This is a genomic window from Micromonospora cynarisoli (assembly GCF_030518815.1).
GTDB lineage: Bacteria > Actinomycetota > Actinomycetes > Mycobacteriales > Micromonosporaceae > Micromonospora > Micromonospora wenchangensis.
In genome coordinates, this window is sequence record NZ_CP130426.1 from 4,326,419 (window position 1) to 4,349,741 (window position 23,323).

Here is a 23,323-nt window from a genome sequence, read left to right on the forward strand (position 1 = left end):
GCTCCCACCACCAAAGTGGCTGTACTAGGCGTCCCAGCCGTTGCCAGGGAAAAACTTGCCAGTGTCTCCGCCATCCGAGCACCCCGACCCGACATCCGCAGGCCGCGGGCTCCATACCGGCTTTCACCGGATGGTGCTCCTTAGAAAGGAGGTGATCCAGCCGCACCTTCCGGTACGGCTACCTTGTTACGACTTCGTCCCAATCGCCAGCCCCACCTTCGACGGCTCCCTCCACAAGGGTTGGGCCACCGGCTTCGGGTGTTGCCGACTTTCGTGACGTGACGGGCGGTGTGTACAAGGCCCGGGAACGTATTCACCGCAGCGTTGCTGATCTGCGATTACTAGCGACTCCGACTTCACGGGGTCGAGTTGCAGACCCCGATCCGAACTGAGACCGGCTTTTTGGGATTCGCTCCACCTCACGGCATCGCAACCCATTGTACCGGCCATTGTAGCATGCGTGAAGCCCTGGACATAAGGGGCATGATGACTTGACGTCATCCCCACCTTCCTCCGAGTTGACCCCGGCAGTCTTCGATGAGTCCCCGCCATAACGCGCTGGCAACATCGAACGAGGGTTGCGCTCGTTGCGGGACTTAACCCAACATCTCACGACACGAGCTGACGACAGCCATGCACCACCTGTGACCGCCCCCGAAGGACCTCCCATCTCTGGAAGTTTTGCGGCCATGTCAAACCCAGGTAAGGTTCTTCGCGTTGCATCGAATTAATCCGCATGCTCCGCCGCTTGTGCGGGCCCCCGTCAATTCCTTTGAGTTTTAGCCTTGCGGCCGTACTCCCCAGGCGGGGCGCTTAATGCGTTAGCTGCGGCACAGAGAACCGGAGAGGCCCCCACACCTAGCGCCCAACGTTTACAGCGTGGACTACCAGGGTATCTAATCCTGTTCGCTCCCCACGCTTTCGCTCCTCAGCGTCAGTATCGGCCCAGAGACCCGCCTTCGCCACCGGTGTTCCTCCTGATATCTGCGCATTTCACCGCTACACCAGGAATTCCAGTCTCCCCTACCGAACTCTAGCCTGCCCGTATCGACCGCAGGCTTGGAGTTGAGCCCCAAGTTTTCACGGTCGACGCGACAAGCCGCCTACGAGCTCTTTACGCCCAATAAATCCGGACAACGCTCGCGCCCTACGTCTTACCGCGGCTGCTGGCACGTAGTTGGCCGGCGCTTCTTCTGCAGGTACCGTCACTCACGCTTCGTCCCTGCTGAAAGAGGTTTACAACCCGAAGGCCGTCATCCCTCACGCGGCGTCGCTGCATCAGGCTTCCGCCCATTGTGCAATATTCCCCACTGCTGCCTCCCGTAGGAGTCTGGGCCGTGTCTCAGTCCCAGTGTGGCCGGTCGCCCTCTCAGGCCGGCTACCCGTCGTCGCCTTGGTAGGCCATCACCCCACCAACAAGCTGATAGGCCGCGAGCCCATCCCAGGCCGAAAAACTTTCCACCCCACCCCATGCGAGGCAAGGTCATATCCGGTATTAGCCCCCGTTTCCGAGGGTTATCCCAAAGCCTAGGGCAGGTTACTCACGTGTTACTCACCCGTTCGCCGCTCGAGTACCCCAAAGGGCCTTTCCGCTCGACTTGCATGTGTTAAGCACGCCGCCAGCGTTCGTCCTGAGCCAGGATCAAACTCTCCAACAAAAACCTTTTGTCGAACAGCAATCCCGACAACAAACAAATGTTGCCAAAGGAATCCCAACCGAACAGACCAATACTCACAAGCCTGCCCAGCACAGGGTATAAAACAATTGGCACTGGCTTTACAAGCACCCTGTTGAGTTCTCAAAGAACAACCACACACCAACCAAACCACCGCACTAACGGTGACCCGACCGGGGCATTTCGTTCACCACACCCCGCGCTCTCGCGCCGGGCACTTTTACTACGTTACCTCACCGTCTTCCCCGTGTCAACCGGTGTGTCCCGGTGTGTCACGCTTCGTGCGGCATCGCCCGATGAGCGCATGCAGCGACCAGCGCTGCGATTGATCATCGGATTTGGCAGAACCGGCCGCCGCGGTTTCCCGCATGCTCGCCCGGTGCTCTGCCGATCGACAACCTTACCCGGTCGGTTCCGCCCGGCCAAATCCGCCCTACGGCGTTCGGCTAGCCCCACCCGGACCGCGTCGTCCCGGAGATAGTGCCCCGGACGACCCGGTGCCACACATCGGATCCGAAACCCGGGGCTTTCACCCCGTTTGCCCGTTCCGCGCTGGCAGAGAGAAAGTTACGCGGCCTCCGGTTTGATCGTCAAATCCGCTGGTCATCGGCCTCCGCGCCGGCCGGCTGACGCCCACGGGACAGCCGACGGGCCGCCCGCCACCCCCGGATTCCGAGCACACCGGCCGTGGATCCGATGGCCAACGAGGCCGCGATGAGCACCGCGTGGATCCAGAGGAATCCGGTCGGAGCGCCCACGCCGACCGCTCCGCCCGACCAGGCCCGCGTGTCGTTCCAGATGGCGACCCCGAACCTCGGCCAGATCACCCAGGTCCACACCCCGACACCGACCAGGAACAACGACCAACCCCGCGACAGGACCATGGTCGACGAGTATCCCAGCGCCCGCGCCTACCGAGACTCCCCACTCCCGCCACGGTCCCCGGAGACGGCGACGCCCCGCCCCTGAACCGTGTTGATCAAGAGGTTGTGGTCATCCTCGGAGACGTTCGTGACGCAAACTTCTTGATCAACGCGCTCCGGCGGCACCCGGCCGGGACGGGGCCGACCGGAGCAGGACGGACGGGAGCAGGACCAGAAGCGGGGACGGGACGGGCTCAGGCGGGACGAGCAGGCGGGCAGGCCGGTGGGAATCCGACGACCGGCCGGCAGGAAAACCGATCGACCGGGGACGGAGCCCGGTCCGGGCGGGGAGGGGAGTCCCGGCCGACCAGAGGGAGGAGGCCACCCCCACCGGGCCGACGGTCCCGCCGCCGGGCGGGGGGTCTGGAGCGCTCAAGAAGATGGTGACGGACCGGATCGGAAATCGCCGCCGCCACCACCGCACGGGACGCGGTGGTGGCGGGCGCGGTGTTTCCGCTGGTGGGGGTCGGGGCACCTGTCAGGTGTCGACGACGAGGTGGAGGTGGCCCGGATGCAGCCGTTCAACCCGTGGGCATGGCGCGACCCGGCGGCGCTGGCCGGCGGATACGACCAGACCGAGCCGGGCGAGCGGCCCGACCGGGAGCCGCACAACGGGCCGGACGCCCCCGGCCCGGGGACCCCGCTCGACCTGACCGGATACCGGGTGGAGGCGATCGACGGGCGGATCGGTGCGATCGACGAGGCGAGCGAGGACGCCGGCGCCCGCTGGCTGGTGGTGGACACCGGACCGTGGATCTTCGGACGGAAGGTCCTGCTGCCGGTCGGCACGGTCGCCCGGGTCGACCACGGGGACCGGGTGGTGCACGTCGACCGGAGCCGGGAGCAGGTCAAGGATTCCCCGGCGTTCGATCCCGAGGACGGTGTCCCGCCGGACTACCGCGAACAGGTCGGCGACTACTACGCGCAGAGCTACCACCGGGGCTGACCGGCCACACGCCCCGGTCCGACCCGACGGGACACGGGACGGACCGACGAGGCCGGGACGCCGACGCCCGGTAGGCCGGGACCGGCCACCTGGCGGCAGGGCGAACCGGACGCGTCAGGCAGGGTGAACCGGACGCGTCAGGCAGGACGGACCGAACACGTCAGGCAGGACGAGCGACCAGGCCGGGACCGGACGCGTCCAACGGGGCGGGGTCGGCTGCGCCCCGGTCCGGTAGGCTGCCGGCATGACCAGCGCGACCCTTCAGCACGCCCGGACGTCGTACGACGTCGTGGTCGGTGCGGAGCGACGCCGGCGATCCGTCGCCCGCCCGCGCTGACCCATTCCCTGCGACCGGCGGATCGAGCCGCCGGTCGCCGCCGCTGTCCTCGGTCCGTCCGCAGGCTCCCCCGTCCGGGGATCCGCCTGGCTGACGGATCCGAGCAGATCGGCGTACCAATGGATCTTGAAAGGTTGCTCACCGACCGGCTGACGCCCGCGTTCGCCGCCGTTGCCGGCGAACCGGTCGCGCCCACCGTGCGGCGCTCGCTGCGGGCGGATTTCCAGTCCGATGCGGCGCTGGCGCTGGCCCGGCGGCTCGGCCGGCCGCCGCGCGAGATCGCCCAGGCGGTGCTGGACCGTGCGGACCTCGACGACGTCGCGGTGGCGGAGGTCTCCGGCCCCGGCTTCGTCAACCTGACCCTCGCCGACGGGGCGTTGGCCGGGATGGTCGCCGCGCTCGCCGGCGACGAGCGGCTCGGGGTGCCGGTGACCAGCGAGCCCGAGACCGTGGTGGTCGACTACTCGGGGCCCAACGTGGCGAAGGAGATGCACGTCGGGCACCTGCGCTCGACGGTCATCGGCGACGCGGCCGTCCGGGTGCTGGGCTGGCTCGGGCACCGCGTCGTGCGGGTCAACCACCTGGGCGACTGGGGCACCCCGTTCGGGATGCTGATCGCGCACCTGGTGGACCTCGGTGAGTCGGAGGCGGCGCAGGAACTGTCCATCGGCGACCTGGACGGGTTCTACCGGGCGGCCCGGTCGAAGTTCGACACCGACCCGGCGTTCCGGGAACGCGCCCGGCAGCGGGTGGTCGCGTTGCAGGGCGGCGATCCGGAGACCCGCCGGCTGTGGCGGTTGCTGGTCGGCCAGTCCCAACGGTACTTCCTGACCGTGTACGAGCTGCTCGACGTCACCCTGACCGGGGAGGACTTCCGGGGCGAGAGCGCGTACAACGACCGGCTCGGTGCGGTGGTGACCGACCTCGACCGGCTCGGGTTGCTGACCGACAGCGCCGGGGCGACCTGCGTCTTCCCGCCCGGGTTCGTCGGACGCGACGGCGTCGGGCTGCCGTTGATCGTGCGCAAGGGCGACGGCGGGTACGGATATCCGGCGACGGACCTGGCGGCGCTGCGGTCGCGCGTCGACGAGCTGGGCGCGACCCGGCTGCTCTACGTGGTGGGCCTGCCGCAGCGGCAGCACTTCGCGATGGTGTTCGCGGTGGCCGGGCAGGCGGGTTGGCTGCGTCCCCCGGTCCGCGCCGAGCACCTCGGTTTCGGCTCCGTCCTCGGCCCGGACGGGCGGATGCTGCGCAGCCGGGCCGGTGGCTCGGTGAAGCTGGTCGACCTGCTGACGGAGGCAGTCACCCGGGCGACCGCGCTGGCCCGCGCCCGCAACCCCGAACTGGACGAGGCGGAGGCGGCCGAGATCGGCCGGGCCGTCGGCATCGGCGCGGTCAAGTACGCCGACCTGGCCACCGACCGGACCCGCGACTACGTGCTGGACTGGGAGCGGATGCTCGCCCTGGACGGCAACACCGCCCCCTACCTCCAGTACGCGTACACCCGGACCCGGTCGGTGCTGCGGCGGGCCGGTGCGGGGCCAGGGTCCGGGGTGGTGCTCGGCACCCCGGCGGAGCGGGCGTTGGCGGTCGAGCTGCTCGGGTTCGCCGGCGTCGTGCACGAGGTGGCCGGGACGGCGCAGTTCCACCACCTCGCCGGCTACCTGCACCGGCTGGCCACCCGGTTCAGCACGTTCTACGAGCGGTGCCCGGTGCTGCGGGCGGAGGGGGAACTGCGGGCGAGCCGGCTGCTGCTGACCGACCTGACGGGACGGACCCTGCGGCAGGGGCTGGACCTGCTCGGTATCCGGACGCTCGACCGGATGTGAGCGCGACGCCGGGGCCGCGCCGGGGCGACCGGACGCGGCCCCGGCGGGCTCCGGCCTTCGGGGCGTTCGTCCGGCGGCCACCAGCAGGTCCAGGTGGTACTCCCAGCCGGACGCCCTCCGCCCGGTCAGCGCAGCGGGGTGGGCGTCAGGCGTACGCCGGTGATCTCCTCCGAGCGGGCCCACAGGTCGGCGGCGAGCCGCCGGTCGGTGGCGGGGCCACGCAACGGCGCGAAGGTGGGCTCGGCGCGGCGGAAGAGCCGTCCGGGGCCGATGTGCCGGCCGGTGGGCGCGGTCGGGACGGTGGCGGCGAAGAGCATGGGCGCGGCGGCCTCGTCGAGGGGCCGGCGCAGCGGGCCCATGAGCACGGTCTCGATCCGGCGGGCGAGTGGCGGCAGGTCCCGGGAGAGGTCGGTCCTGGTCATCCCGGGGTGGGTCAGCAGGCTGCGTACCGGCGAGCCGGCGGCCCGCAGCCGGCGGTCGAGTTCCAGCCCGAACAGCACGTTGGCCAGCTTCGAGGTGGCGTAGGCGCCGGCGGCGGAGTAGCGGCGTTCGGCGGCCAGGTCGGTCAGGTCGAGCCGCCCGAGCGGGTAGAGGCCGGAGGAGACGGTGACCACGACCGGGCTCCGGCCGACGGTCAACGCGGGCAGCAGCCGTCCGGTGAGGGCGAAGTGGCCGAGGTGGTTGGTGGCGAACTGGCTCTCCACCCCCTGCGGGCTCAACCGCCGGGGGACGGTGCCGATGCCGGCGTTGTTGACCAGCGCGTCCACCGTGTCGACGTCGCGGTCGAGGCCCTCGACGAAGGCGTGGACGGAATCCAGGTCGAGCAGGTCCAGCCGGCGGACGACGAGATCCGCCCGGGGATGGGCGTGGAGGAGTTCGGCCCGGACCCGCGCGCCCTTGGCGGTGTCCCGGACGGCCATCACCACCCGACCGCCCCGGGCGGCCAGGTGGCGGGTGATCGCCGCGCCGAGGCCGCTGCTGGCACCGGTGACCACGAAGGTCCGGTCGGACTGGTCGGTGAGATCGGTGGCGGTCCAACCGGGTGCGCGGTCCATGGCGTACCTTCCGACAGAGAAATGGATTACCTATCCGATTCAAGCCCGGAGTAACCGGATTGTCAATCCGATCGGATGAGAAATCCGCTGCGTTACGCTGGCGCGGTGACGACGACACTGCGCGCGGACGCCGCGCGCAACCGCGACCGGGTGCTCGCCACCGCCCGCGCGCTGGTGGCGGAGGGCGACCTGTCGTTACAGCTCAACGACATCGCCCGGCGGGCCGGGGTCGGGGTCGGCACCGTCTACCGGCACTTCCCGACCCGACGTGCCCTGTTGGAGGCGCTCGCCGCCGACGCCTTCGCCACCCTGCTCGACCAGGCGCAGGCGGCGAGCCGCGAGGACGATCCGTGGGCCGGGCTGCAACGGCTGCTGCGCAGCATCCTGCTCGGCCAGCTCACCGAGCCGACCCTCGCCGAAGTGCTCTCGACCAGCCCGGACGAAGACGCCACCGCGCCGACCACTACCCGCCGGGCGGAGCTGGGCGCACTCGCCGCGACCGTGCTGGAGCGGGCGACGCGGGCCGGTCAGCTACGCCCCGGCCTCACCCTGGACGACCTGCAACACCTGGTCTGCGGCACCGCGTTCGCCGCCCGGATCGCCGACGCGCCCGACGACCGGGTCGAGCTGTACCTGGCCGTGCTGCTCGCCGGCGTCCGTGCCCCCGGACAGGGGTCACCCCCGCCCGCCTAGCCCGGGCGGACGCACGGATCGGCCACCGTGGACGACGGGCTCTGCGCGGTCCGGCCGTCGACGGCGGTCACCCGTACCGTCCAGGTCACGGCGGACGCCCGGAGCTGGCCCACGGTCACCCGGGCGGACGATCCGTCCACCGTCATCGCCCGGCTCGTCGGGACGCCCCCGGCGGGGGTGTACCGCACCTGCGCGCTGACCAGCGCACCGCTGCCGGTGGCCCGGACGACCAGGCTGTAGGCGTCCGCGCCGCAGCGGACGTGCGCGTTCGCCGACACCGTGAAGGGCGCGGCGAGCTGCGTGCCCGTCGTCGGGCGGGGAGCGGTCGGCGGTCGGGAGGGTGCCGGCGTCGGACCCGGGACGACGTCCGTCGCGGCGTCGGCCGGTGAACCGCCGGGCACGGCCGGGCCACCGGCACCGCTCGCGTCGGGCCCCGGGGTCGTCCGGGCCGACGGCGCTGCGGTGGCGACGGCGGACGACGTGACCGCCGCGCCGGTGGGGACGCCGGCCGTCACCGACACCTGCTCGGCGTCCGGTCGGGCCGCCGACACCGCCCAGGTGCCGGCCACCACCAGGAGCAGCAGAAGACCGGCGGTCACCGCCACCCGCCGCCGACGCCGCCGGTCGCGGTCCCGGGCCGCGACATCCACCGTCCGGGTCGCGGCGCGCGTCGCCGCCGCGCCGGCCGGGGCCACCGCATCTCGGGCCGGGTCCGGTCCGCCCCGCCCGGCGGCATCCGACCGACCCGCGACGCCGCCGGACTCAGGCGGCGACCCCGGAACCGGGGGCGTCGGACCGGCCGCCGGCACCGGATCAGCAGGCAACGTCGGACCAGCCGGCGACGTCGGGCCGGTGGGTTCGGTACCGGCCGGACGGGTCGGGCCGGCGGAGCTGTGGGCTGCGGTGACGTCGGGGGCGTCACCCCCGACGGTGGACCCGGGCGGGTCGGCGGCGGCCGGCAGCTCGGCGGTGGCCCGCACGGCGGTGGGGCCCGCCTCGGCCAGACGCGACCACACCGTCTCGGCCACCACCAGGAATCCCGGCGCGGTGTACGCGGTCAGCAGCGCCGCCGGATTGCACTGTTCGCGCCGGAGCAGCCCGCACCGCGCGCAGTCGTCGATGTGCCGGGCGAGCCGCTTGCGCAGGACCGGGGTGAGCCGGCCCTGCCAGTCGCCGAGCAGCTCGGCCAGGGTCGGGCAGTCCCGCGCCCCGCTGCGGGCGACGAGCAGCGTGCCGAGCGCCCGTTCGAGCTGTGACCGGGCCCGGGACAGCCGGGCGTGCGCGTGGTTCGCGGGCACCCCCAGCGCCGTACCGATGTCGGCGGAGGAGAGGTCGTGGCGGATCGCCAGGTGCACCACCTCGCGGTCGCCGGGGTTGAGCGCGTCGACCGCCAGGTGCACCAGGGCGCGTACCTGGTCGGCGTTGACGGCGGCGGCCGGGTCACCGGTGTCGGCCACCGGTTCGGCCGCCTCCGAAAGCGGCGCGGACCGGGCCCGCTCCCGCAACTGCCGCAGGCATTCGTTGCGCACGATCGCGTACAGCCAGGAACGCAGCCGGTCCGGGTCGCGGAGCTGGTCGATGCGCTGGCCGGCGGTGAGGAACGCGTCGTGGACGGCGTCCGCGGCGGCCTCCGGCTCGTGCAGCATCGTCCGGGCGTACGTGTAGAGCCGGTCGGCGTAGCGCCGGTAGATGCCCTCCAGGCCGGTCCGGTCACCCCGCCGCAGCGCCTCGACGAGCGCCCGGTCGTCCTGCGCCATCACGTTCATCAGTGCTCCCACCGCTCGTCGACCGGTCCAGTACAGCGAAGAAGAAACTCCTCCGGAACTTTCTGTTGGCATGCCGACCCCGGCGCGCTCCTACCGGTGTCATCGCACCGCCGACACCGGGAGACACCCATGACAACGACACGCTGCGCGACCCACCGGACCCGCGTCCGCCGGTACCTGACCACCGTGGTGGTGGCGGCGCTCGCCGCCGGATTCGTCGCGACCACGCACGCCGACGCCGCCCCCGCACCGGGTGGCCCGACCGGGCGGTCCGCCGCCGACGCCGGGCCGCTGGCCTTCCGGGTCGACCCGGGCCTGGCCGCGACCCGGGTGCGGCTCGACCCGGTCGGTCGGACCGGCACCGACCGGGAGGTGGGCGTGGTGGCCGGGCCGGACGGCTCGCCCGCCGGCCTGGTCCTCGACGAGGTGATGGTGCGGACCGCCGACCAGGCCGAGTTGGACGCCTTCCTGGCCCGCTGGGGCGGCGAGGTGCTCGACTCGTTCGCACCGGACGCCGAGGGGCAGGACCACCTGGTCCGGGTGGACGTCGGCAAGGCCGACCCGGCGGGGCTGGTCGACGACCTGCTCGCCGCCGAGCCACGGCAGACGGGTGGTTACCGGGTCGGCGACGAGCGGGCGTTGCGGCTGCTCGCGCTGGCCGCCGCCGAGTGGCGTACGGGCACCGAAGTGGTCCTCGACTGGCTGGTGGAGCCGTCCGGTATCGCCGACGGCCAGGTGTTCGAGGCCCCGAACATCGGCAAGAACGTCTTCGACTGGTCGTTCATGCGGGCCGGTGGCGCGCTGGACGTCGGGGTCGCACCGGCCTGGCAGCTGCTCGACAGCAGGGGCCGGCTGACCAAGCAGGTGAAGTACCTGGTGCAGGACGGCGGGTTCCAGTTCAACGCCGACTTCCCGAGCAAGGTGACCCTGCACAAGGCGGAGTGGGGCGAGACCAACACCAACGACTGCACCGGCGGCGCGCCCTGCCCGTGGCACGCCACCGACGTGGTGCTGGCCGGGATGGGCCGGGTCGACAACGACTACGGCACCGCCGGACCGGCCGGGCCGGTGGTGCAGGAGTTGGTCGCGGTCCGCAACGGCATCGACTACTGGACGGTCCTGCGGCGGCTGGAGAAGGCCGCCGAGGCGACCCACCCGGACGTGGTCAACCTCAGCTTCACCCGGGACGTGGACCTCGGTGTCAGCCACGCGCGCACCTGGACCGACAGGCGGATGAAGCACGTCCGGGACACCGGGGCGCTGATCGTCGCCGCCGCCGGTAACAACGGCACGAACGTCGACGGCGACACCCTCTGGGTGCCCTGCGAGAGCACCCACGTGATGTGCGTGGGCGGGATGAACCCGGACGCGACCGTGTCCGGCGGGTCGAACTGGGGCACCAAGGACCTCACCACGTCGGTGGAGATCTACGGTCCGATGTGTGTGCCGGGGCTGACCGACCCGGGTACGCCGGCGGTCAACACCACGAAGACCACCTGCGGCACCAGTGTCGCCGCGCCGTTCGTGGGCGGGGTGGCCGCCCTGGTGATGGCCGCCGATCCGACGCTGACCTCGGAGCAGGTCCGGAAGATCCTCAACGACACCGCGCACGTCGGCGGGCTGGGCGGCAAGGTGACCGGCAGCCAGCGCCGGATCGACGCGCTGGCCGCCGTCGCCGAGGCGTTGGACGTGACCGTCGGCAAGCCGTCGGTGAGCATCAGCACCCCGCAGACGAAGCAGAAGTTCGCGGTGGGCCAGTCGGTCGACCTGTGGGGCACCGCGACCGACTTCCTGGGCAAGGAACTTCCGCTCACCTGGACCAGCAGCATCGACGGTCAGCTGGCGACGGGGTCGCAGACGTTCGTGCCGTCGCTGTCCGCCGGCAGTCACGTCGTCACCGCCAGCGCCACCGACAGTCTGGGGCGTACCGGCTCGGCGTCGGTGACCGTCACGGTGGTGGACAGCCCGACGAAGGTGGCCGTCATCTCGCCGCCGCCGGGGCTGACCCTCACCGCGGGGCAGTCGGTCGGGCTGCTCGGTACCTCGAACGACCCGGACGAGTTCGGGCCGGTCCCCGACGCCGAGGTGACCTGGACGGTGCGCCGGGGCAACACCGTCGTCCTGGAGAAGACCGGCCACCAGGCGGTGCTGCCGGCGAACGCGGTCACGCCGGGGGCGTACACCGTGACGTTCGCGACGGCCGGGTCCAGCGTGCAGCGCGCCTTCTCGGTCACGTCGGCCCCGGCCGGGCAGTCCCGGCCCACCGCCACGATCACCAAGCCGGCCACGACGCTGGACCTGACCACCGTCGAGGCCGGGCCGAAGTCCGTTGCGTTCGCCGGGACCGGCACCGACGCCGAGGACGGCACGGTCGCGGGGACCCGCTTCCGGTGGACCGCGTACGGCGACGGTGGCGTCAAGCAGGTGCTGTGCCAGGGCGGCGGGGTGCCCACCGGCGAGCCGGTCGACGACAAGGGCACGCCGAAGAACTGTGCCTCGTTCACCGCGGCACTGGCCCAGCTGAGCAGCGGGACCGGCACCACCACCTGGTCGGTGTGGCTTGAGGTCTTCGACGGGACGGGACTGGTCGGCACGGACTCCGTGCCGGTCCGCATCCGGCACCTCGTCGGCTGACCGACCCGTACCGGGCGGGGGCCGGGCACCACCCGGCTCCCGCCCGGCGATCCGACCCTGACCGGGGACCTGCCGGTTCCCGGACCGTACGCACCCGAGGAGAGAACATCATGTGTGGACAGACGTGGACCCGTCGGACGGTCGCCCTGGGCGGCGCGCTGCTGAGCACGGTCGTGCTCGGTCAGCTCGCGCTCAGCGGGCCGGTGGCGGCGGTGCCCGGCCTGTCGGTCCTGACGACCGTCGGACCGAGCAACAGCGTCGCCAAGTCGCAGAGCGCGGTCTGCCCGGCCGGCACCAGGGTCATCGGCGGTGGCGGGGCGATCACCGGGTCGGGCCTCGGCCAGGTGGGCATGGACATCGTGCAGCCGCTGGCCGATGCCGGCCTGTACTCGGTGACCGGGCGCGAGGACCCGGACGGTGTGGCCGGGAACTGGGCGGTCACCGCCGCCGCGCTGTGCGCCACGCCGCCCGCGGGTCTGGAGGTGGTGACCGGACACTCGGTGATCAACTCGGTGAACCCGAAGTTCCTGGAGGTGTTCTGCCCGGCCGGGAAGCGGGCGATCGGCGGTGGGGGCGCGGCGCTGGCCCTCGGTTCGGGGGCGAGCGACGTGCTGCTGGAGGATCTGCGGGTGAACCAGAGCAGCGTGACGGTGGCGGGCGTCGAGGCCGGCAACGCGTTCGCCGGCAACTGGTCGGTGGACGTCTCGGTGGTCTGCGTCGACCCGCTCGCCGGTGACCAGCGGGTGATCGTGGACAGCGTGGCCAGTTCGACGGCCACCCGGTCGGCCACCGCGACCTGCCCGGCGGGCAAGCGGGTGCACGGGGTCGGCGGCGAAATCGTCGGCGGCGAGGGGCAGGTACGCCTGACCGGGATGCGGCCCACCTCGTCGACCACGGTGACCGTCAGCGCCGCCGAGGACGGGGACGGTTTCAGCGGCACCTGGAAGGTGCGCGCGTACGCCGTCTGCGCGAACTGACCGGTCGGCCGTCGGGTGACGGCCACCCCGGGGCCCGTGCCGATCCGTCGGTGCGGGCCCCGGGGCCGTTCGCCGTCGGGTGGGGTGAAGGGCGGATCGGGGTTGTGTCGACCCCCGTCAATGAGTAACGTAACGAATCGGTATGACTACTCACAGTCATGGCAGGAGTGTGCACATGCCACAGACCACGGAAACCGAACTACCCCACTGGCCGCCGGTCAACCCGGCCCGCAGCCCGTTCGCCCTGATCGACGACGCCGAACGGCAGCCCCTCGCCGACCGGGCGGTGACCCGGGTGCAGCTCCCCACCGGCGCCACCGCCTGGCTGGTCACCCGGCACACCGAGGTACGTCAACTGCTGCGCCACCAGGCGTTCAGCTCCGATCTGCTCCGCCCCGGCTTTCCCCTGCTCCGCCCGCTGCCCCCCGAGATGACGTCGGACTCCCAGGGGGCGTTCATCCGGATGGACGGTGAGGCGCACCTGCGGCTGCGCCGGATGCTCACCGCCGAGTTCATGATCAAGAACGTCCGCCGGATCGAACCGCTGATCCACCAGACCGTCGGCGAGGCCCTGGCCGACCTGGCCGCCGCCGGCTCCCCGGCCGACCTGGTGTCGACGTTCGCCCTGCCCCTGCCGTCCAAGGTGATCTGTCACCTGCTCGGCGTCCCCTACGCCGACCACGACTTCTTCCAGTCCCGCAGCCGGCTGCTGCTCAACCGTCAGGCGCCCGTCGACCAGGTCCAGCACGCCGCCCAGGAGCTGCGGGACTTCCTCCGGTCGCTGATCGACGCCAAGCGGGCCCGCCCCGACGACGCGGACGACCTGCTCAGCCGGTTGATCCGGGAACGCGTCGAGCCTGGCGAACTCGGCGTCGACGAACTCGGCGGGATGGCCCTGCTGCTGCTCATCGCCGGTCACGAGACCACCGCCAACATGCTCGGGTTGAGCGTCCTGCTGCTGACCCGCCACCCGGGGCAGTGGGCGATCCTGCGCGACCGGCCCGACCTCGCCCCGGGGCTGGTCGACGAGCTGCTGCGCTACCTCAGCATCGTCCGGACCGGGCTGTTCCGGGTGGCCACCGAGGACGTCGAGATCGGCGGCCGGCTGATCCGCGCCGGTGAGGGCGCCATCGCCCTGCTCTCCCTGGCCAACCGGGACCCCGGGGTCTACGACGACCCCGACGGGTTCGACCCGTACCGGCAGGCCCACCAGCACCTGGCCTTCGGGTTCGGGATGCACCAGTGCATCGGGCAGCCCCTCGCCCGCGCCGAACTGCGCATCGCGCTGGTGGAGCTGGCCCGCCGCTTCCCCGACCTGCGGGTGGCCGTCGACCCGCGGGAGCTGACCACCCGGGACAACTCGGTCGTGTTCGGCCTCGACGCCCTCCCGGTGACCTGGTGACGCCGGGACCCCGGCAGGCGTCCGGGGAGGCGACGTCGCGGGTGGCCGTCGACCGGGACCGCTGCTGCGGGGCGGGCAACTGCGTGCTGACCGTCCCCGAGGTCTTCGACCAGGACGACACCGACGGGCTGGTGCTGCTGCGCGACCCCACGCCGGGGGCCGCACTGCGGGACCGCGTCCGGCGGGCCGCCGACCTCTGCCCGGCCGGCGCGATCCGGATCGACTGACCCCGGCGGCCGTCGGGCGGGGTTGCCACCCCGTCCCGACGCCCGCCGGGCCGCGGTGCTCAGGGCAGGAGTTCGACGTACCCGTCGGCGCCGTGCACGCGGATGCGCTGTCCGTCGCGGATGAGCCGGGTGGCGTCGACGACCCCGACGACGGCTGGCAGACCGTACTCCCGGGCGATCACCGCGCCGTGCGTCATCAGCCCGCCGACCTCCGTCACGAGGGCGGTGGCGGCGACGAACAGCGGCGTCCAACTGGGATCGGTGTACGTGGTGACGAGGATGTCGCCCGGTGCGAGATCGGCCCGCGCCACGTCCCGGACGACCCGGGCCCGGCCCTCGACGGTCCCGGCGGAAACCGCCAGGCCGACCAGCGCGCCGGCCGGCACGTCGTCCCGGCGGTACGCCCCGGTGATGATCTCGCCCTCCGAGGTGAGCACCCGGGGCGGGACGAGCGCCCGGTACGACAGGTGTTCCGCCGCCCGCCGCCGGACGAGCCCGTCGTCGACCCGCCCGGTACGCACGACGTCGTCGAGTTCGGGGAACGTGAGGTACCAGATGTCCTCCCGGTCGCCCAGCACCCCCGCCGCCACCAGCCGGTCCGCCTCGGCCACCAGGGCCTGCTTGTAGGCGAAGGTGCGGTTGATCATCCCGTACTTCGGATACTCCCGGTAGCCGGCGAACGTGCGGGCCCGGTCGATCATCCGTTTGGTCTGCGCGGCCTTCTCCGCGCCGTCGGGGAGGGCCCGCAGCCGGGTCAGCACCTCCTGTTCCTTCTCCCGCGCCGTCCGCAGCCCCTGGGCGAACTGCCGCTCCCCGGCCCCCGGGGCGAAGTTCCTGATGTTGGCCAGGATCGTCGGCACCAGCATCGCCGGGCGTTCGCGCCGCCGGGGCCGGGTGATGTCGATCTCGCCGACCCCGCGCATGCCGTACCGGTCGAGCCAGGACCCGACGGCCGCGCGTGCCTGCGGACCGCCGGCCAGGGGTGCCAGCCCGGCCAGCAGGTCGTCGCCGGGGTCGTCGCCGTCGGCGATCCGGTGCAGGAAGGCCACCACCTCCGGGTACGGCCGGATCGCGTCCGCGACGTCCAGCAGGGCCAGCCCCATCTCCGAGGTGACGTTGTGCGGGACGGACTGGGTGAGCGGGTCGGCGGCGTTCCGCTCGCCCAGCCACTCCTGGAGGTGCTCGTTGAGCCACCAGACCGCCTCCATCCCGGCCATGATCACCGGGAGGCTCCTCGGGTCGATCATCATCCGGGTCAGCCGGGGCAGGTCCTCCCGGATGAGGTCGAGCAGGGCCGGCCCGGTGGCCGCCCGGATCTCACGGCGGAACGCGGCATTGGCGTCGTCGATGTGCCGGATCAGCTCGGTGACCAGGGCGGGATCGGTCTGCACCGGGGACGCCGGGGGGCCGGGTGGCCCGGCGGGGGCGTCGTCGGGCCGTTCCTCGACGAAGCCGCGCTCGACGACGGTCCGCAACGCGTCACCGATCAGCGGATCGGAGCGGCCCAGCGCCGCCAGCAGACCGGCCCGGCGGGTCGGCGACGCCAGTTCACCGGCCACGTCGACGAAGAGCCGCCCGGCGGCCTCGTACATGGGTCGGGCCGCCATCAGCTGGAACATCGAGTACCCGAGGGGCTTCATCGGGTCGGTCATCATCTGCTGGTGGCCGACGGAGACGTACACGTGACGCCCGGTGTCGTCGGCGGCCGGGACGGGGAACAGCGTGGTGACCGGCCGGGCCTGGACGATGGCGAAGTCGTCGTCGACCAGGCACCACTCGATGTCCTGCGGGTGGCCGACGTGCGCCTCGATCCGCCGGCCCAGGCGGACCAGCCGGACGACCTGCTCGTCGGTCAGTGCGGGTTGTTCCCGCCGGCCCGGGTCGACCGCCACCACCTGCGTCCCGCCGGCCGCCGACGGGTGCACGGCGCGGGGCTTCGCGGCGATCGTCCGGGCGACGACGGCGTCGTCGCGTACCCGGAAGACGTCGGCGTCGACCAGGCCGGCGACGAGGGCCTCACCGAGGCCGAAGCCGGCCTCCACCACGGCGACCCGCCTGTTCCCGGTGACCGGGTCGGCGGTGAACAGCACGCCCGCCGACTCGGCGCGGACCATCCGCTGGACCACCACCGCCATCCGGACGCGCCGGTGGTCGAGGCCGTGCCGCTGGCGGTAGACGACGGCCCGCTCGGTGAACAGGGAAGCCCAGCACCGGCTGATCTGCCGCAGCACCGCGTCCGGGCCGACCACGTTGAGGAAGCTGTCCTGTTGCCCGGCGAAGGAGGCCGTGGGCAGGTCCTCCGCCGTCGCGCTGGAGCGGACGGCGTAGGCGGCATGTTCGCCGGTCGCGGCCAGGGCGCGGGTGACCGCCGTCGCCACCTCGGCGGGGAGGGGGACCGCCTCGATGGTCCGGCGGATGCGCGCGCTGAGGGTGCCGACCGCCTCCCGGTCGTCGGCAGGCAGGCGGGCCAGCCGGTCGAGCTGGCCGTCGAGGGTGGACGCCTGCGCGGTGGCCCGCCGGAAGGCGTCGGTGGTCACGCAGAAGCCCTCCGGCACGTGGACACCGTCGATCCGGGTCAGGGCGGCGAGGTGGGCACCCTTGCCGCCGACCACCGCCCGCTGCGCCGGATCGACCGTGCGCAACGGCTGGACGTACCGCCCGGTCACCGGGACGCCGCCGCGACGGCCGCGCGGTGCGTGCTGCCGGCCGGGTCGACCACCGGTTCCGGAACTGTCGTCGGGCACGTGGGCATCGTTTCGCCTTCCGCTGGTGAATTCGGTCGCCGGCACGCACCATCGGGTGTATTTCCCCAGGTGGCGACCTCGGCTGACGATTCTGCGGTATCCCGGTGGCCTTGCGGCAAGTCCCCCCGTCCGCTATATGTTGAAAGTGGCGGGAGGTGTGCTCACCGCCGAATTCCCGACGGGGCGGGAAAAGCGATCCGGCTTCGCCATCGTGCGCGCGTGACACCGTCGGCGCGACCCGGTGGGTCAGTGTGCCGACGTCCAGCCCTGCGCCCGTAGCCGTTCGATGCCGTCCAGCAGCAGGTCCAGCGCGAACTCGAACTCGAACTGGTCGTCGCAGCCCGCCCCGACGACGGAGCCGGTGTCGTGCGCGGCGGCGGTGGCGATCTCCGCGACGTGCGGGAACCGGGCCGCGACCTCCGGCGGCAGGGGCGCGGGGGGTGTCGGGGTGGTCGGTCCGGTCCGGCCGGCCTGCCGGGACGCGTCGAACAGTTCCTGGCTGAAGCCCAGGATGCGGCTGCCCATGGCGTGCATGACGTGGTGGGTGAGGTCGGCGGAGAGCCCGCCGGCCCGCAGCGCCCCGATCATCGAGTCGAGGTAGTCGAGGACGGCAGGCGTCGCCGTGCTCCGCGACTCGATGGCCAGCGACGCCCACGGGTGCCGGCGCAGCACCTGCCGCGCCGAGAGGACCCGTCGACGGATCGCGGGTTGCCAGCCGACGTCCGGCGCGAGCGGCTCGATCTCGCCGACCACCATGTCGATCATGCCGTTGAGCAGTTCGTCCTTGTTGGCCACGTGCTTGTAGAGGGCCATCGGCACGACGCCCAACTCCTGGGCGAGGTTGCGCATGCTGAGCGACTCGATCCCGGCCCCGTCGGCAAGCGTGACGGCGGCGCGCAGGATGCGGTCCCTGTTCAGCGGCGTCCGGCGCAGCGTCTCAGCCTGCTCGGCCATCTCGGTTCCCGTCCTCGGTCGGCGAGGGAAACCATAACCGCATTGACAGGCGTACGGCGTACACCTACCGTGGAGACACGGCAGTGTACGCCGTACACTTTTGGAGGAGGAAGCATGAAGGCGATCCTGCAGGACCGGTACGGGCCGCCGGAGACGTTGACCCTCGCCGACGTCGACGTGCCGGTGCCCGCCGCCGACGAGGTGCTCGTCCGGGTCGAGGCCGCCGCGCTCAACGCGTACGACTGGCATGTGATGCGGGGCGATCCCCGGATGGCGCGGCTGACCCTGGGCCCGACGCGGCCCCGGGCCCGCATCCGGGGGCGCGACTTCGCCGGCCGGGTCGAGGCCGTCGGCGTCGACGTGCGGGACCCGCGTCCGGGCGACGCCGTCTTCGGCGACCTCGGCGACGCCAACGGCGCGTTCGCCGAGTACGTGTGCGCTCCCGCCGCCCTGGTCGCGCCGAGGCCGGCGAACCTGACCGCGCCGCAGGCGGCGGCCCTGCCGCTGGCCGGGGTCACCGCGCTCCAGGGGCTGCGCGACGCGGCCCGGGTCGGCCCCGGCCAGCGGGTGCTCGTCAACGGCGCCTCCGGCGGTGTCGGCACCCTGGCCGTCCAACTCGCCCGGGCGCTCGGCGCGACGGTGACCGGGGTGTGCAGCACCCGCAACGTCGAGCTGGTCCGCTCCCTCGGCTGCGACCACGTCGTCGACTACACCCGTGCCGACTTCACCCGGGGCAGCCGGCACGACGTGGTGTTCGACCTGGTCGGCAACCGTTCGCTCAGCGCGCTGCGGCGGGCCCTGACCCCGACCGGGACGCTGGTGCTCTCCGGCGGCGGCGTGTACCGGGGCGGCAGCCTGCTCGGACCGGTCGGACTCCTCACCCGGGGGCGGCTGCTCGCCCCCGTCGTCCGGCAGCGCATCGTCGTCCTGACGGCGACCCCCGGCCGGGAACACCTCGACGCGCTCCGCGCGTACGCCGAGGCCGGCCAGCTCACCCCGGCCATCGACCGGAGCTATCCGTTGTCCGAGGTGCCCCGCGCCATCGCCTATCTCGAAGGCGAACACGCCCGCGCGAAGGTGGTCGTCACCCTGTGACCGCCGCCGCACCCGATCCGTTCAGGTCCCCGATTTCCCGGTCAAGTGCACGCGGCTCAGAGTTTCGTCAGGGTCACCTGTCAATCAGCTGGCAATGGTGAAAGCGCTTCGATTTCCCGCTCCAGCACTGTCGACAAGCGGTGTATCTCATTTAGCATCGTCGATGCCAAGCCTCGTTCACCCGCCGTTCACCCTGCCGACGGCCGGCCGTCGAGGCGTCCGCACCGCGCCCGGGCCCCGCGCACCCCCTCCGTCCGCACCGAGGAACAGGACCCCCCATGACAGCCACCGCACGCCGTACCGCCGTCCTGGCCGGCCTCACCGCCACCCTGCTGGCCGGCCCGCTCGCCGTCGCCGCAGTCGCCGCCGCGACCGCCACGATCACCCTCAACGGCTCCGGCGCGAGCGTCACCGGCAGCAACGTCACCGTCGCCGGCAGCGCCGTCACCATCACCGCGCCCGGCTCCTACGAGATCAGGGGCACCCTGAACAACGGCTACGTCAAGGTCGACACCGCCGTCACCGGCACCGTGGAACTCATCCTCGCCGGCGCCTCGATCACCAACGCCACCTCCTCGCCGCTGTACGTGACGAACGCCAGCGCGGTCACCCTCACGCTGGCCGCCGGCACCAGCAACAACCTCACCGACGCGGCGACGTACACCAACGCCGGCGAGCCGGACGCCGCCCTGTTCAGCGCCGCCGACCTGACCATCGGCGGCACCGGCGCACTGACCGTACGCGCCAACCACGCCGACGGCATCGTCAGCAAGGACGACCTGGTCATCCAGTCCGGCACCATCACCGTCAACGCGGTCGACGACGCGATCCGGGGCAAGGACTCGCTCACCGTCAACGGCGGCACGATCGCCGTGACCTCGTCCGGCGGCGACGGGCTCAAGTCCAACGACACCGAGGCCGGCAAGGGCGTGCTCACCATCACCAACGGCACGATCACAGCCTCGGTCGCCGACGACGCCATCAAGGGTGAGAACGACCTGAACATCTCCGGCGGCACCATCAACGTCACCCGGTCCTACGAGGCGCTGGAAGGGCTGCGGACCACCATCAGCGGCGGCACCATCACCGTCGTGGCCAGCGACGACGCGGTCAACGCCGCCGAGGAGGGCCTCGGTCACATGGAGCCGTCCGCGATCGCGTTCATCAAGGTCACCGGCGGCACGGTGGTGGCCACCGGTGGCACGGACGGCTTCGACTCCAACGGGTCGCTCACCTTCGCCGGTGGCACCGTGGTGGCCCGGGGCTCCAGCACCCGGGGCGGCGGTGAGGGCGCGATCGACGCCGACGGCCCGATCGCCTTCACCGGCGGCACGGTGGTGGGTGCCGCGCTGACCTCGCTGGCCGTGTTCCAGGCGGTGCCGAACACCGGTCAGGGCTGGGTGGCCCCCCGATTCAACGCCAACCTGGCCGCCAACACCATCGTGCACGTGGTGTCCGGCAGCACGGTGCTGGGTTCGTACCGGACCTCGGCCACCGCCCGGGAGGTCGTCTTCTCGTCCAACCGGATCACCAACGGCCAGCGGTACGACATCTACACCGGCGGCAGTGTGACCGGCACCAACGTCGGCGGTCTCTACACCGGCGGCAGCATCACCGGGGCCACCCGGGTGCTGACCGGTGTCACCGCCGGCCGGTACGGGCGGTTCTGAGCCCCGGGCCCCGCGGTCCGGGCCCGACCGGGTCCGGACCGCACCGGTGGGGCCGACGGCGGACACCGTCGGCCCCACCGGTGCACCACTGCCAGATCCGATGCCCCGCCGCCGGACGCCGGACACGGCAAACGGCCGGCGGACACCCCAAGGAGCAAATATGTCGCGCTTGGTCCTGGCCGGAATGGACCTGGTCGCCGTGGTCCTGCTCGTCTTCGCGCTGTACTTCCCGCGCCACCGACGGCGGGACCTGGTGGTGGCCTACCTCGGCGTCAACGTCGGCGTCTTCGCCGTGGCCAGCTCACTGAGCAGCAGCACCGTCGGCGCCGGACTCGGGCTGGGGCTCTTCGGAGTGCTGTCGATCATTCGGCTCCGCTCCACGGAACTCGACCAGCACGAGGTGGCGTACTACTTCTCGGCGCTCGCGCTCGGCATCCTCGGCCCGCTCTCCGGCACCTCGGTCTGGACGGTCGGCGCCCTGACGGCGCTGATCCTCGCCGTGATGTTCGTCGGGGACCATCCCCGGCTGCTGCGCCGGTACCGGCGGCACATCATCGTGCTGGACAGCGCGGTCACCGACTCGGTCGCCCTCACCGCGCACCTGGAGCAGTTGCTCGGAGCACGGGTGCACAACGTCAACGTCGAACGGGTCGACCTGGTCAACGACACCACGATCGTGGACGTCCGCTACTCGCGGCCCAGGGTCGCCGCCACCGGCGGGCGGCGGCCGGTCGACGCGGGTGCCGTACGGTGACCGCCGTCGACCCGCCCGTCACGGCGCTGACCCAGCTCACACCGATCGGGCTCGCGGAACTGACCGCGCGCGCCGCGCTACAGACCCGGTTCGACCGCAAGTACCTCCTGCCGCTCGCCGAGCTGCCGCACCTGCTCTCCCGGCTCGACCGCACCTACCAGGTGCTGGAGATCGACGGCAGGCGCGCCTTCCGCTACGAGTCGATCTACTTCGACACCGCCGACCTGGTCAGCTTCCGGCTCACCGCCCGCCGACGCCGCCGCCGCTTCAAGATCAGGACGCGGACCTACCTCGACTCCGGCCTGTGCTGGCTGGAGGTGAAGACGGAGGGCACCCGGGGCGGCACGGTCAAGGAACGGCTGCCCTACCGCGCCGACGACAGCGGCACCCTCACCCCCGGCCGGTCGTTCGTCGACGGGGTGCTCGCGGCGCTGAGCACCGGCCCCGGCCTGACCTTCTCGCCGACCCTCACCACCAGCTACCTGCGTAGCACGCTCTACCTGCCGGCGACCGCCAGCCGGGCGACCATCGACGTCGCGCTGCGCTGGGAGGACCATCGCGGCCGTCGGCTGGCGCTGCCCGAACTGGCCATCATCGAGACCAAGACCGGATCCACCGCCTCCCACGTCGACCGGCTGCTCTGGCGCCAGGGGCACCGACCCGTGGCCATCTCCAAGTACGCGACCGGGCTGGCCGCGCTCGACCCCGACCTGCCCGCCGGACGCTGGCGGCGCACCCTGCGCCGGCACTTCCACACCGTGTGCCCCGGGGAGGCGGGGCAGGGGACGTCTCACCCGGTCGGTGCCGGAGGGGACCCCGTCGCCGGCCCCGACGACCCCGGTGGCAGCCGCAACGCGTATCCGACGCCCCGGACGGTGTGAATCAGGGGCGGGTCCCAGCGGTCGATCTTCCTGCGCAGACAGTGGACGTACGACTCGACGATCCGGCCGTCGCCGCCGAAGCGGTAGTGCCACACCCCGTCGAGGATCTGCGCTTTGCTGACCACCCGGCCCGCGTTGACGAGCAGGAACCGCAGCAGGTTGAACTCGGTGGGTGACAACGGCACCGGGTGCCCGCCCCGGCGCACCTCGTGCGCGTCCTCGTCCAGTTCCAGGTCGGCGAAGCGCAGCAGCCCGCCGTCCCGCGCGTCCTGGTGGGCCCGGCACCGCCGCAGGACCGCCCGTACCCGGAGCACCAGTTCCTCCAGGCTGAACGGCTTGGTGACGTAGTCGTCGGCCCCGGCGGCCAGCCCGGCGATGCGGTCGGCCACCTCGTCGCGGGCGGTGAGGAACAGCACCGGTACCCCCGGGCCGGGACCGGCGCGCAGGCTCCGCGCCACCTGGATGCCGTCCACGTCCGGCAGCATCACGTCGAGCACCACCAGGTGCGGGTCGAAGTCCGCCGCCACGACAAGCGCCTCCCGGCCGCCGGCGGCCACCCGGACCTCGAAGTCGTGCATCCCCAACGTCGCCGAGAGCAGGACGCGCAGCGAGGGATCGTCGTCCACGACGAGCACCCGGGGCATCGGAGAGATCACGTACCGTTCGTACGGGACATGATGGACAGTGGCCTCGCAGTCGGCTGTGGATCGGCTGTGAATCCCTGCCGCCGACGATCGCCTCGCCGGCGGCGGGGCCGTCG

General features: G+C 72.2%; 18 protein-coding genes and 1 rRNA gene. 12 read left to right on the forward strand and 7 right to left on the reverse strand.

Annotated features, from left to right (window positions below; all coding sequences use genetic code 11):
• Positions 1-144: 144 nt before the first annotated feature.
• Positions 145-1,658: ribosomal RNA gene (locus tag Q2K16_RS18595) — 16S ribosomal RNA — on the reverse strand.
• A gap of 608 nt (positions 1,659-2,266) precedes the next feature.
• A complete protein-coding gene (locus tag Q2K16_RS33050; RefSeq protein ID WP_368052572.1) occupies positions 2,267-2,503 on the reverse strand; it encodes an SCO4848 family membrane protein in 237 nt (78 codons plus the stop codon).
• Between Q2K16_RS33050 and Q2K16_RS18600 the strand changes: the two genes are divergently transcribed.
• The 3 genes from Q2K16_RS18600 (at position 2,391) to argS (ending at position 5,711) form a co-directional block, all read left to right on the forward strand.
• A complete protein-coding gene (locus Q2K16_RS18600) occupies positions 2,391-2,645 on the forward strand; it encodes a hypothetical protein (protein ID WP_302738837.1) in 255 nt (84 codons plus the stop codon). The two genes, Q2K16_RS33050 and Q2K16_RS18600, sit on opposite strands and share 113 nt — an antisense overlap.
• A gap of 465 nt (positions 2,646-3,110) precedes the next feature.
• Positions 3,111-3,545, forward strand: a complete 435-nt coding sequence (locus tag Q2K16_RS18605) for a PRC-barrel domain-containing protein (protein ID WP_302738838.1) — start codon at positions 3,111-3,113, stop codon at positions 3,543-3,545.
• A gap of 456 nt (positions 3,546-4,001) precedes the next feature.
• The gene (gene argS / locus Q2K16_RS18610) at positions 4,002-5,711 is read left to right on the forward strand and encodes an arginine--tRNA ligase (protein WP_302738839.1); all 1,710 of its coding nucleotides are present in this window, start codon (positions 4,002-4,004) and stop codon (positions 5,709-5,711) included.
• 125 nt (positions 5,712-5,836) lie between these two features.
• On the opposite strand, the gene Q2K16_RS18615 is transcribed toward argS, so the two are convergent.
• The gene (locus Q2K16_RS18615) at positions 5,837-6,766 is read right to left on the reverse strand and encodes an SDR family NAD(P)-dependent oxidoreductase (protein ID WP_302738840.1); all 930 of its coding nucleotides are present in this window, start codon (positions 6,764-6,766) and stop codon (positions 5,837-5,839) included.
• Positions 6,767-6,871: 105 nt separating this feature from the next.
• Between Q2K16_RS18615 and Q2K16_RS18620 the strand changes: the two genes are divergently transcribed.
• Positions 6,872-7,459, forward strand: a complete 588-nt coding sequence (locus tag Q2K16_RS18620; protein WP_302738841.1) for a TetR/AcrR family transcriptional regulator — start codon at positions 6,872-6,874, stop codon at positions 7,457-7,459.
• On the opposite strand, the gene Q2K16_RS18625 is transcribed toward Q2K16_RS18620, so the two are convergent.
• Positions 7,456-9,225 carry an RNA polymerase sigma factor gene (locus tag Q2K16_RS18625; RefSeq protein ID WP_302738842.1) on the reverse strand — a complete coding sequence of 590 codons (1,770 nt, stop codon included), beginning with the start codon at positions 9,223-9,225 and terminating at the stop codon, positions 7,456-7,458. The two genes, Q2K16_RS18620 and Q2K16_RS18625, sit on opposite strands and share 4 nt — an antisense overlap.
• A 129-nt stretch (positions 9,226-9,354) precedes the next feature.
• On the opposite strand from Q2K16_RS18625, the gene Q2K16_RS18630 reads away from it, so the two are divergent.
• The 4 genes from Q2K16_RS18630 (at position 9,355) to Q2K16_RS18645 (ending at position 14,465) form a co-directional block, all read left to right on the forward strand.
• Positions 9,355-11,859: a S8/S53 family peptidase gene (locus Q2K16_RS18630; RefSeq protein ID WP_302738843.1), complete on the forward strand. Its 2,505-nt coding sequence runs from the start codon at positions 9,355-9,357 to the stop codon at positions 11,857-11,859.
• 110 nt (positions 11,860-11,969) lie between these two features.
• On the forward strand, positions 11,970-12,836 hold the full coding sequence (locus Q2K16_RS18635; RefSeq protein ID WP_302738844.1) for a hypothetical protein: 867 nt from the start codon (positions 11,970-11,972) through the stop codon (positions 12,834-12,836).
• A 175-nt stretch (positions 12,837-13,011) separates the two neighbouring features.
• On the forward strand, positions 13,012-14,238 hold the full coding sequence (locus Q2K16_RS18640; protein ID WP_302738845.1) for a cytochrome P450: 1,227 nt from the start codon (positions 13,012-13,014) through the stop codon (positions 14,236-14,238).
• Positions 14,235-14,465 carry a ferredoxin gene (locus Q2K16_RS18645; RefSeq protein ID WP_302738846.1) on the forward strand — a complete coding sequence of 77 codons (231 nt, stop codon included), beginning with the start codon at positions 14,235-14,237 and terminating at the stop codon, positions 14,463-14,465. The genes Q2K16_RS18640 and Q2K16_RS18645 overlap by 4 nt, the downstream gene beginning before the upstream one ends.
• A gap of 59 nt (positions 14,466-14,524) precedes the next feature.
• Here the strand turns inward: Q2K16_RS18645 and rph are convergent, their stop codons facing one another.
• Both rph and Q2K16_RS18655 read right to left on the reverse strand, forming a co-directional pair.
• Positions 14,525-17,209, reverse strand: coding sequence for a rifamycin-inactivating phosphotransferase (rph, locus tag Q2K16_RS18650; protein WP_489671782.1), 2,685 nt, complete (start codon positions 17,207-17,209; stop codon positions 14,525-14,527).
• Positions 17,210-17,455: 246 nt separating this feature from the next.
• Entirely contained in the window at positions 17,456-18,163 is a 708-nt protein-coding gene (locus Q2K16_RS18655) for a TetR/AcrR family transcriptional regulator (protein WP_302738847.1), read from the reverse strand.
• Positions 18,164-18,277: 114 nt separating this feature from the next.
• Between Q2K16_RS18655 and Q2K16_RS18660 the strand changes: the two genes are divergently transcribed.
• From Q2K16_RS18660 to Q2K16_RS18675, 4 genes are all read left to right on the forward strand, one after another.
• Positions 18,278-19,258 carry an NAD(P)-dependent alcohol dehydrogenase gene (locus tag Q2K16_RS18660; protein WP_302738848.1) on the forward strand — a complete coding sequence of 327 codons (981 nt, stop codon included), beginning with the start codon at positions 18,278-18,280 and terminating at the stop codon, positions 19,256-19,258.
• 278 nt (positions 19,259-19,536) lie between these two features.
• Complete coding sequence (locus tag Q2K16_RS18665) at positions 19,537-20,928, forward strand: carbohydrate-binding domain-containing protein (protein WP_302738849.1); 1,392 nt, start codon at positions 19,537-19,539, stop codon at positions 20,926-20,928.
• A gap of 160 nt (positions 20,929-21,088) precedes the next feature.
• The gene (locus Q2K16_RS18670) at positions 21,089-21,682 is read left to right on the forward strand and encodes a DUF4956 domain-containing protein (protein WP_302738850.1); all 594 of its coding nucleotides are present in this window, start codon (positions 21,089-21,091) and stop codon (positions 21,680-21,682) included.
• On the forward strand, positions 21,679-22,563 hold the full coding sequence (locus Q2K16_RS18675) for a polyphosphate polymerase domain-containing protein (RefSeq protein ID WP_302738851.1): 885 nt from the start codon (positions 21,679-21,681) through the stop codon (positions 22,561-22,563). The genes Q2K16_RS18670 and Q2K16_RS18675 overlap by 4 nt, the downstream gene beginning before the upstream one ends.
• Here Q2K16_RS18675 and Q2K16_RS18680 read toward each other — a convergent pair.
• Positions 22,473-23,207 carry a response regulator transcription factor gene (locus Q2K16_RS18680; protein WP_302746534.1) on the reverse strand — a complete coding sequence of 245 codons (735 nt, stop codon included), beginning with the start codon at positions 23,205-23,207 and terminating at the stop codon, positions 22,473-22,475. The two genes, Q2K16_RS18675 and Q2K16_RS18680, sit on opposite strands and share 91 nt — an antisense overlap.
• Between the last annotated feature and the right edge of the window lie 116 nt (positions 23,208-23,323).

Excerpts from the sequence above, each read along its gene's own strand:
- Q2K16_RS18600 (WP_302738837.1), top strand. The coding sequence starts at position 2,391 with ATGAGCACCGCGTGGATCCAGAGGAATCCGGTCGGAGCGCCCACGCCG.
- Q2K16_RS18605 (WP_302738838.1), top strand. The coding sequence starts at position 3,111 with ATGCAGCCGTTCAACCCGTGGGCATGGCGCGACCCGGCGGCGCTGGCC.
- argS (WP_302738839.1), top strand. The coding sequence starts at position 4,002 with ATGGATCTTGAAAGGTTGCTCACCGACCGGCTGACGCCCGCGTTCGCC.
- Q2K16_RS18615 (WP_302738840.1), bottom strand. The coding sequence starts at position 6,766 with ATGGACCGCGCACCCGGTTGGACCGCCACCGATCTCACCGACCAGTCC.
- Q2K16_RS18625 (WP_302738842.1), bottom strand. The coding sequence starts at position 9,225 with ATGAACGTGATGGCGCAGGACGACCGGGCGCTCGTCGAGGCGCTGCGG.
- Q2K16_RS18630 (WP_302738843.1), top strand. The coding sequence starts at position 9,355 with ATGACAACGACACGCTGCGCGACCCACCGGACCCGCGTCCGCCGGTAC.
- Q2K16_RS18635 (WP_302738844.1), top strand. The coding sequence starts at position 11,970 with ATGTGTGGACAGACGTGGACCCGTCGGACGGTCGCCCTGGGCGGCGCG.
- Q2K16_RS18640 (WP_302738845.1), top strand. The coding sequence starts at position 13,012 with ATGCCACAGACCACGGAAACCGAACTACCCCACTGGCCGCCGGTCAAC.
- Q2K16_RS18655 (WP_302738847.1), bottom strand. The coding sequence starts at position 18,163 with ATGGCCGAGCAGGCTGAGACGCTGCGCCGGACGCCGCTGAACAGGGAC.
- Q2K16_RS18660 (WP_302738848.1), top strand. The coding sequence starts at position 18,278 with ATGAAGGCGATCCTGCAGGACCGGTACGGGCCGCCGGAGACGTTGACC.
- Q2K16_RS18665 (WP_302738849.1), top strand. The coding sequence starts at position 19,537 with ATGACAGCCACCGCACGCCGTACCGCCGTCCTGGCCGGCCTCACCGCC.
- Q2K16_RS18670 (WP_302738850.1), top strand. The coding sequence starts at position 21,089 with ATGTCGCGCTTGGTCCTGGCCGGAATGGACCTGGTCGCCGTGGTCCTG.
- Q2K16_RS18680 (WP_302746534.1), bottom strand. The coding sequence starts at position 23,207 with ATGCCCCGGGTGCTCGTCGTGGACGACGATCCCTCGCTGCGCGTCCTG.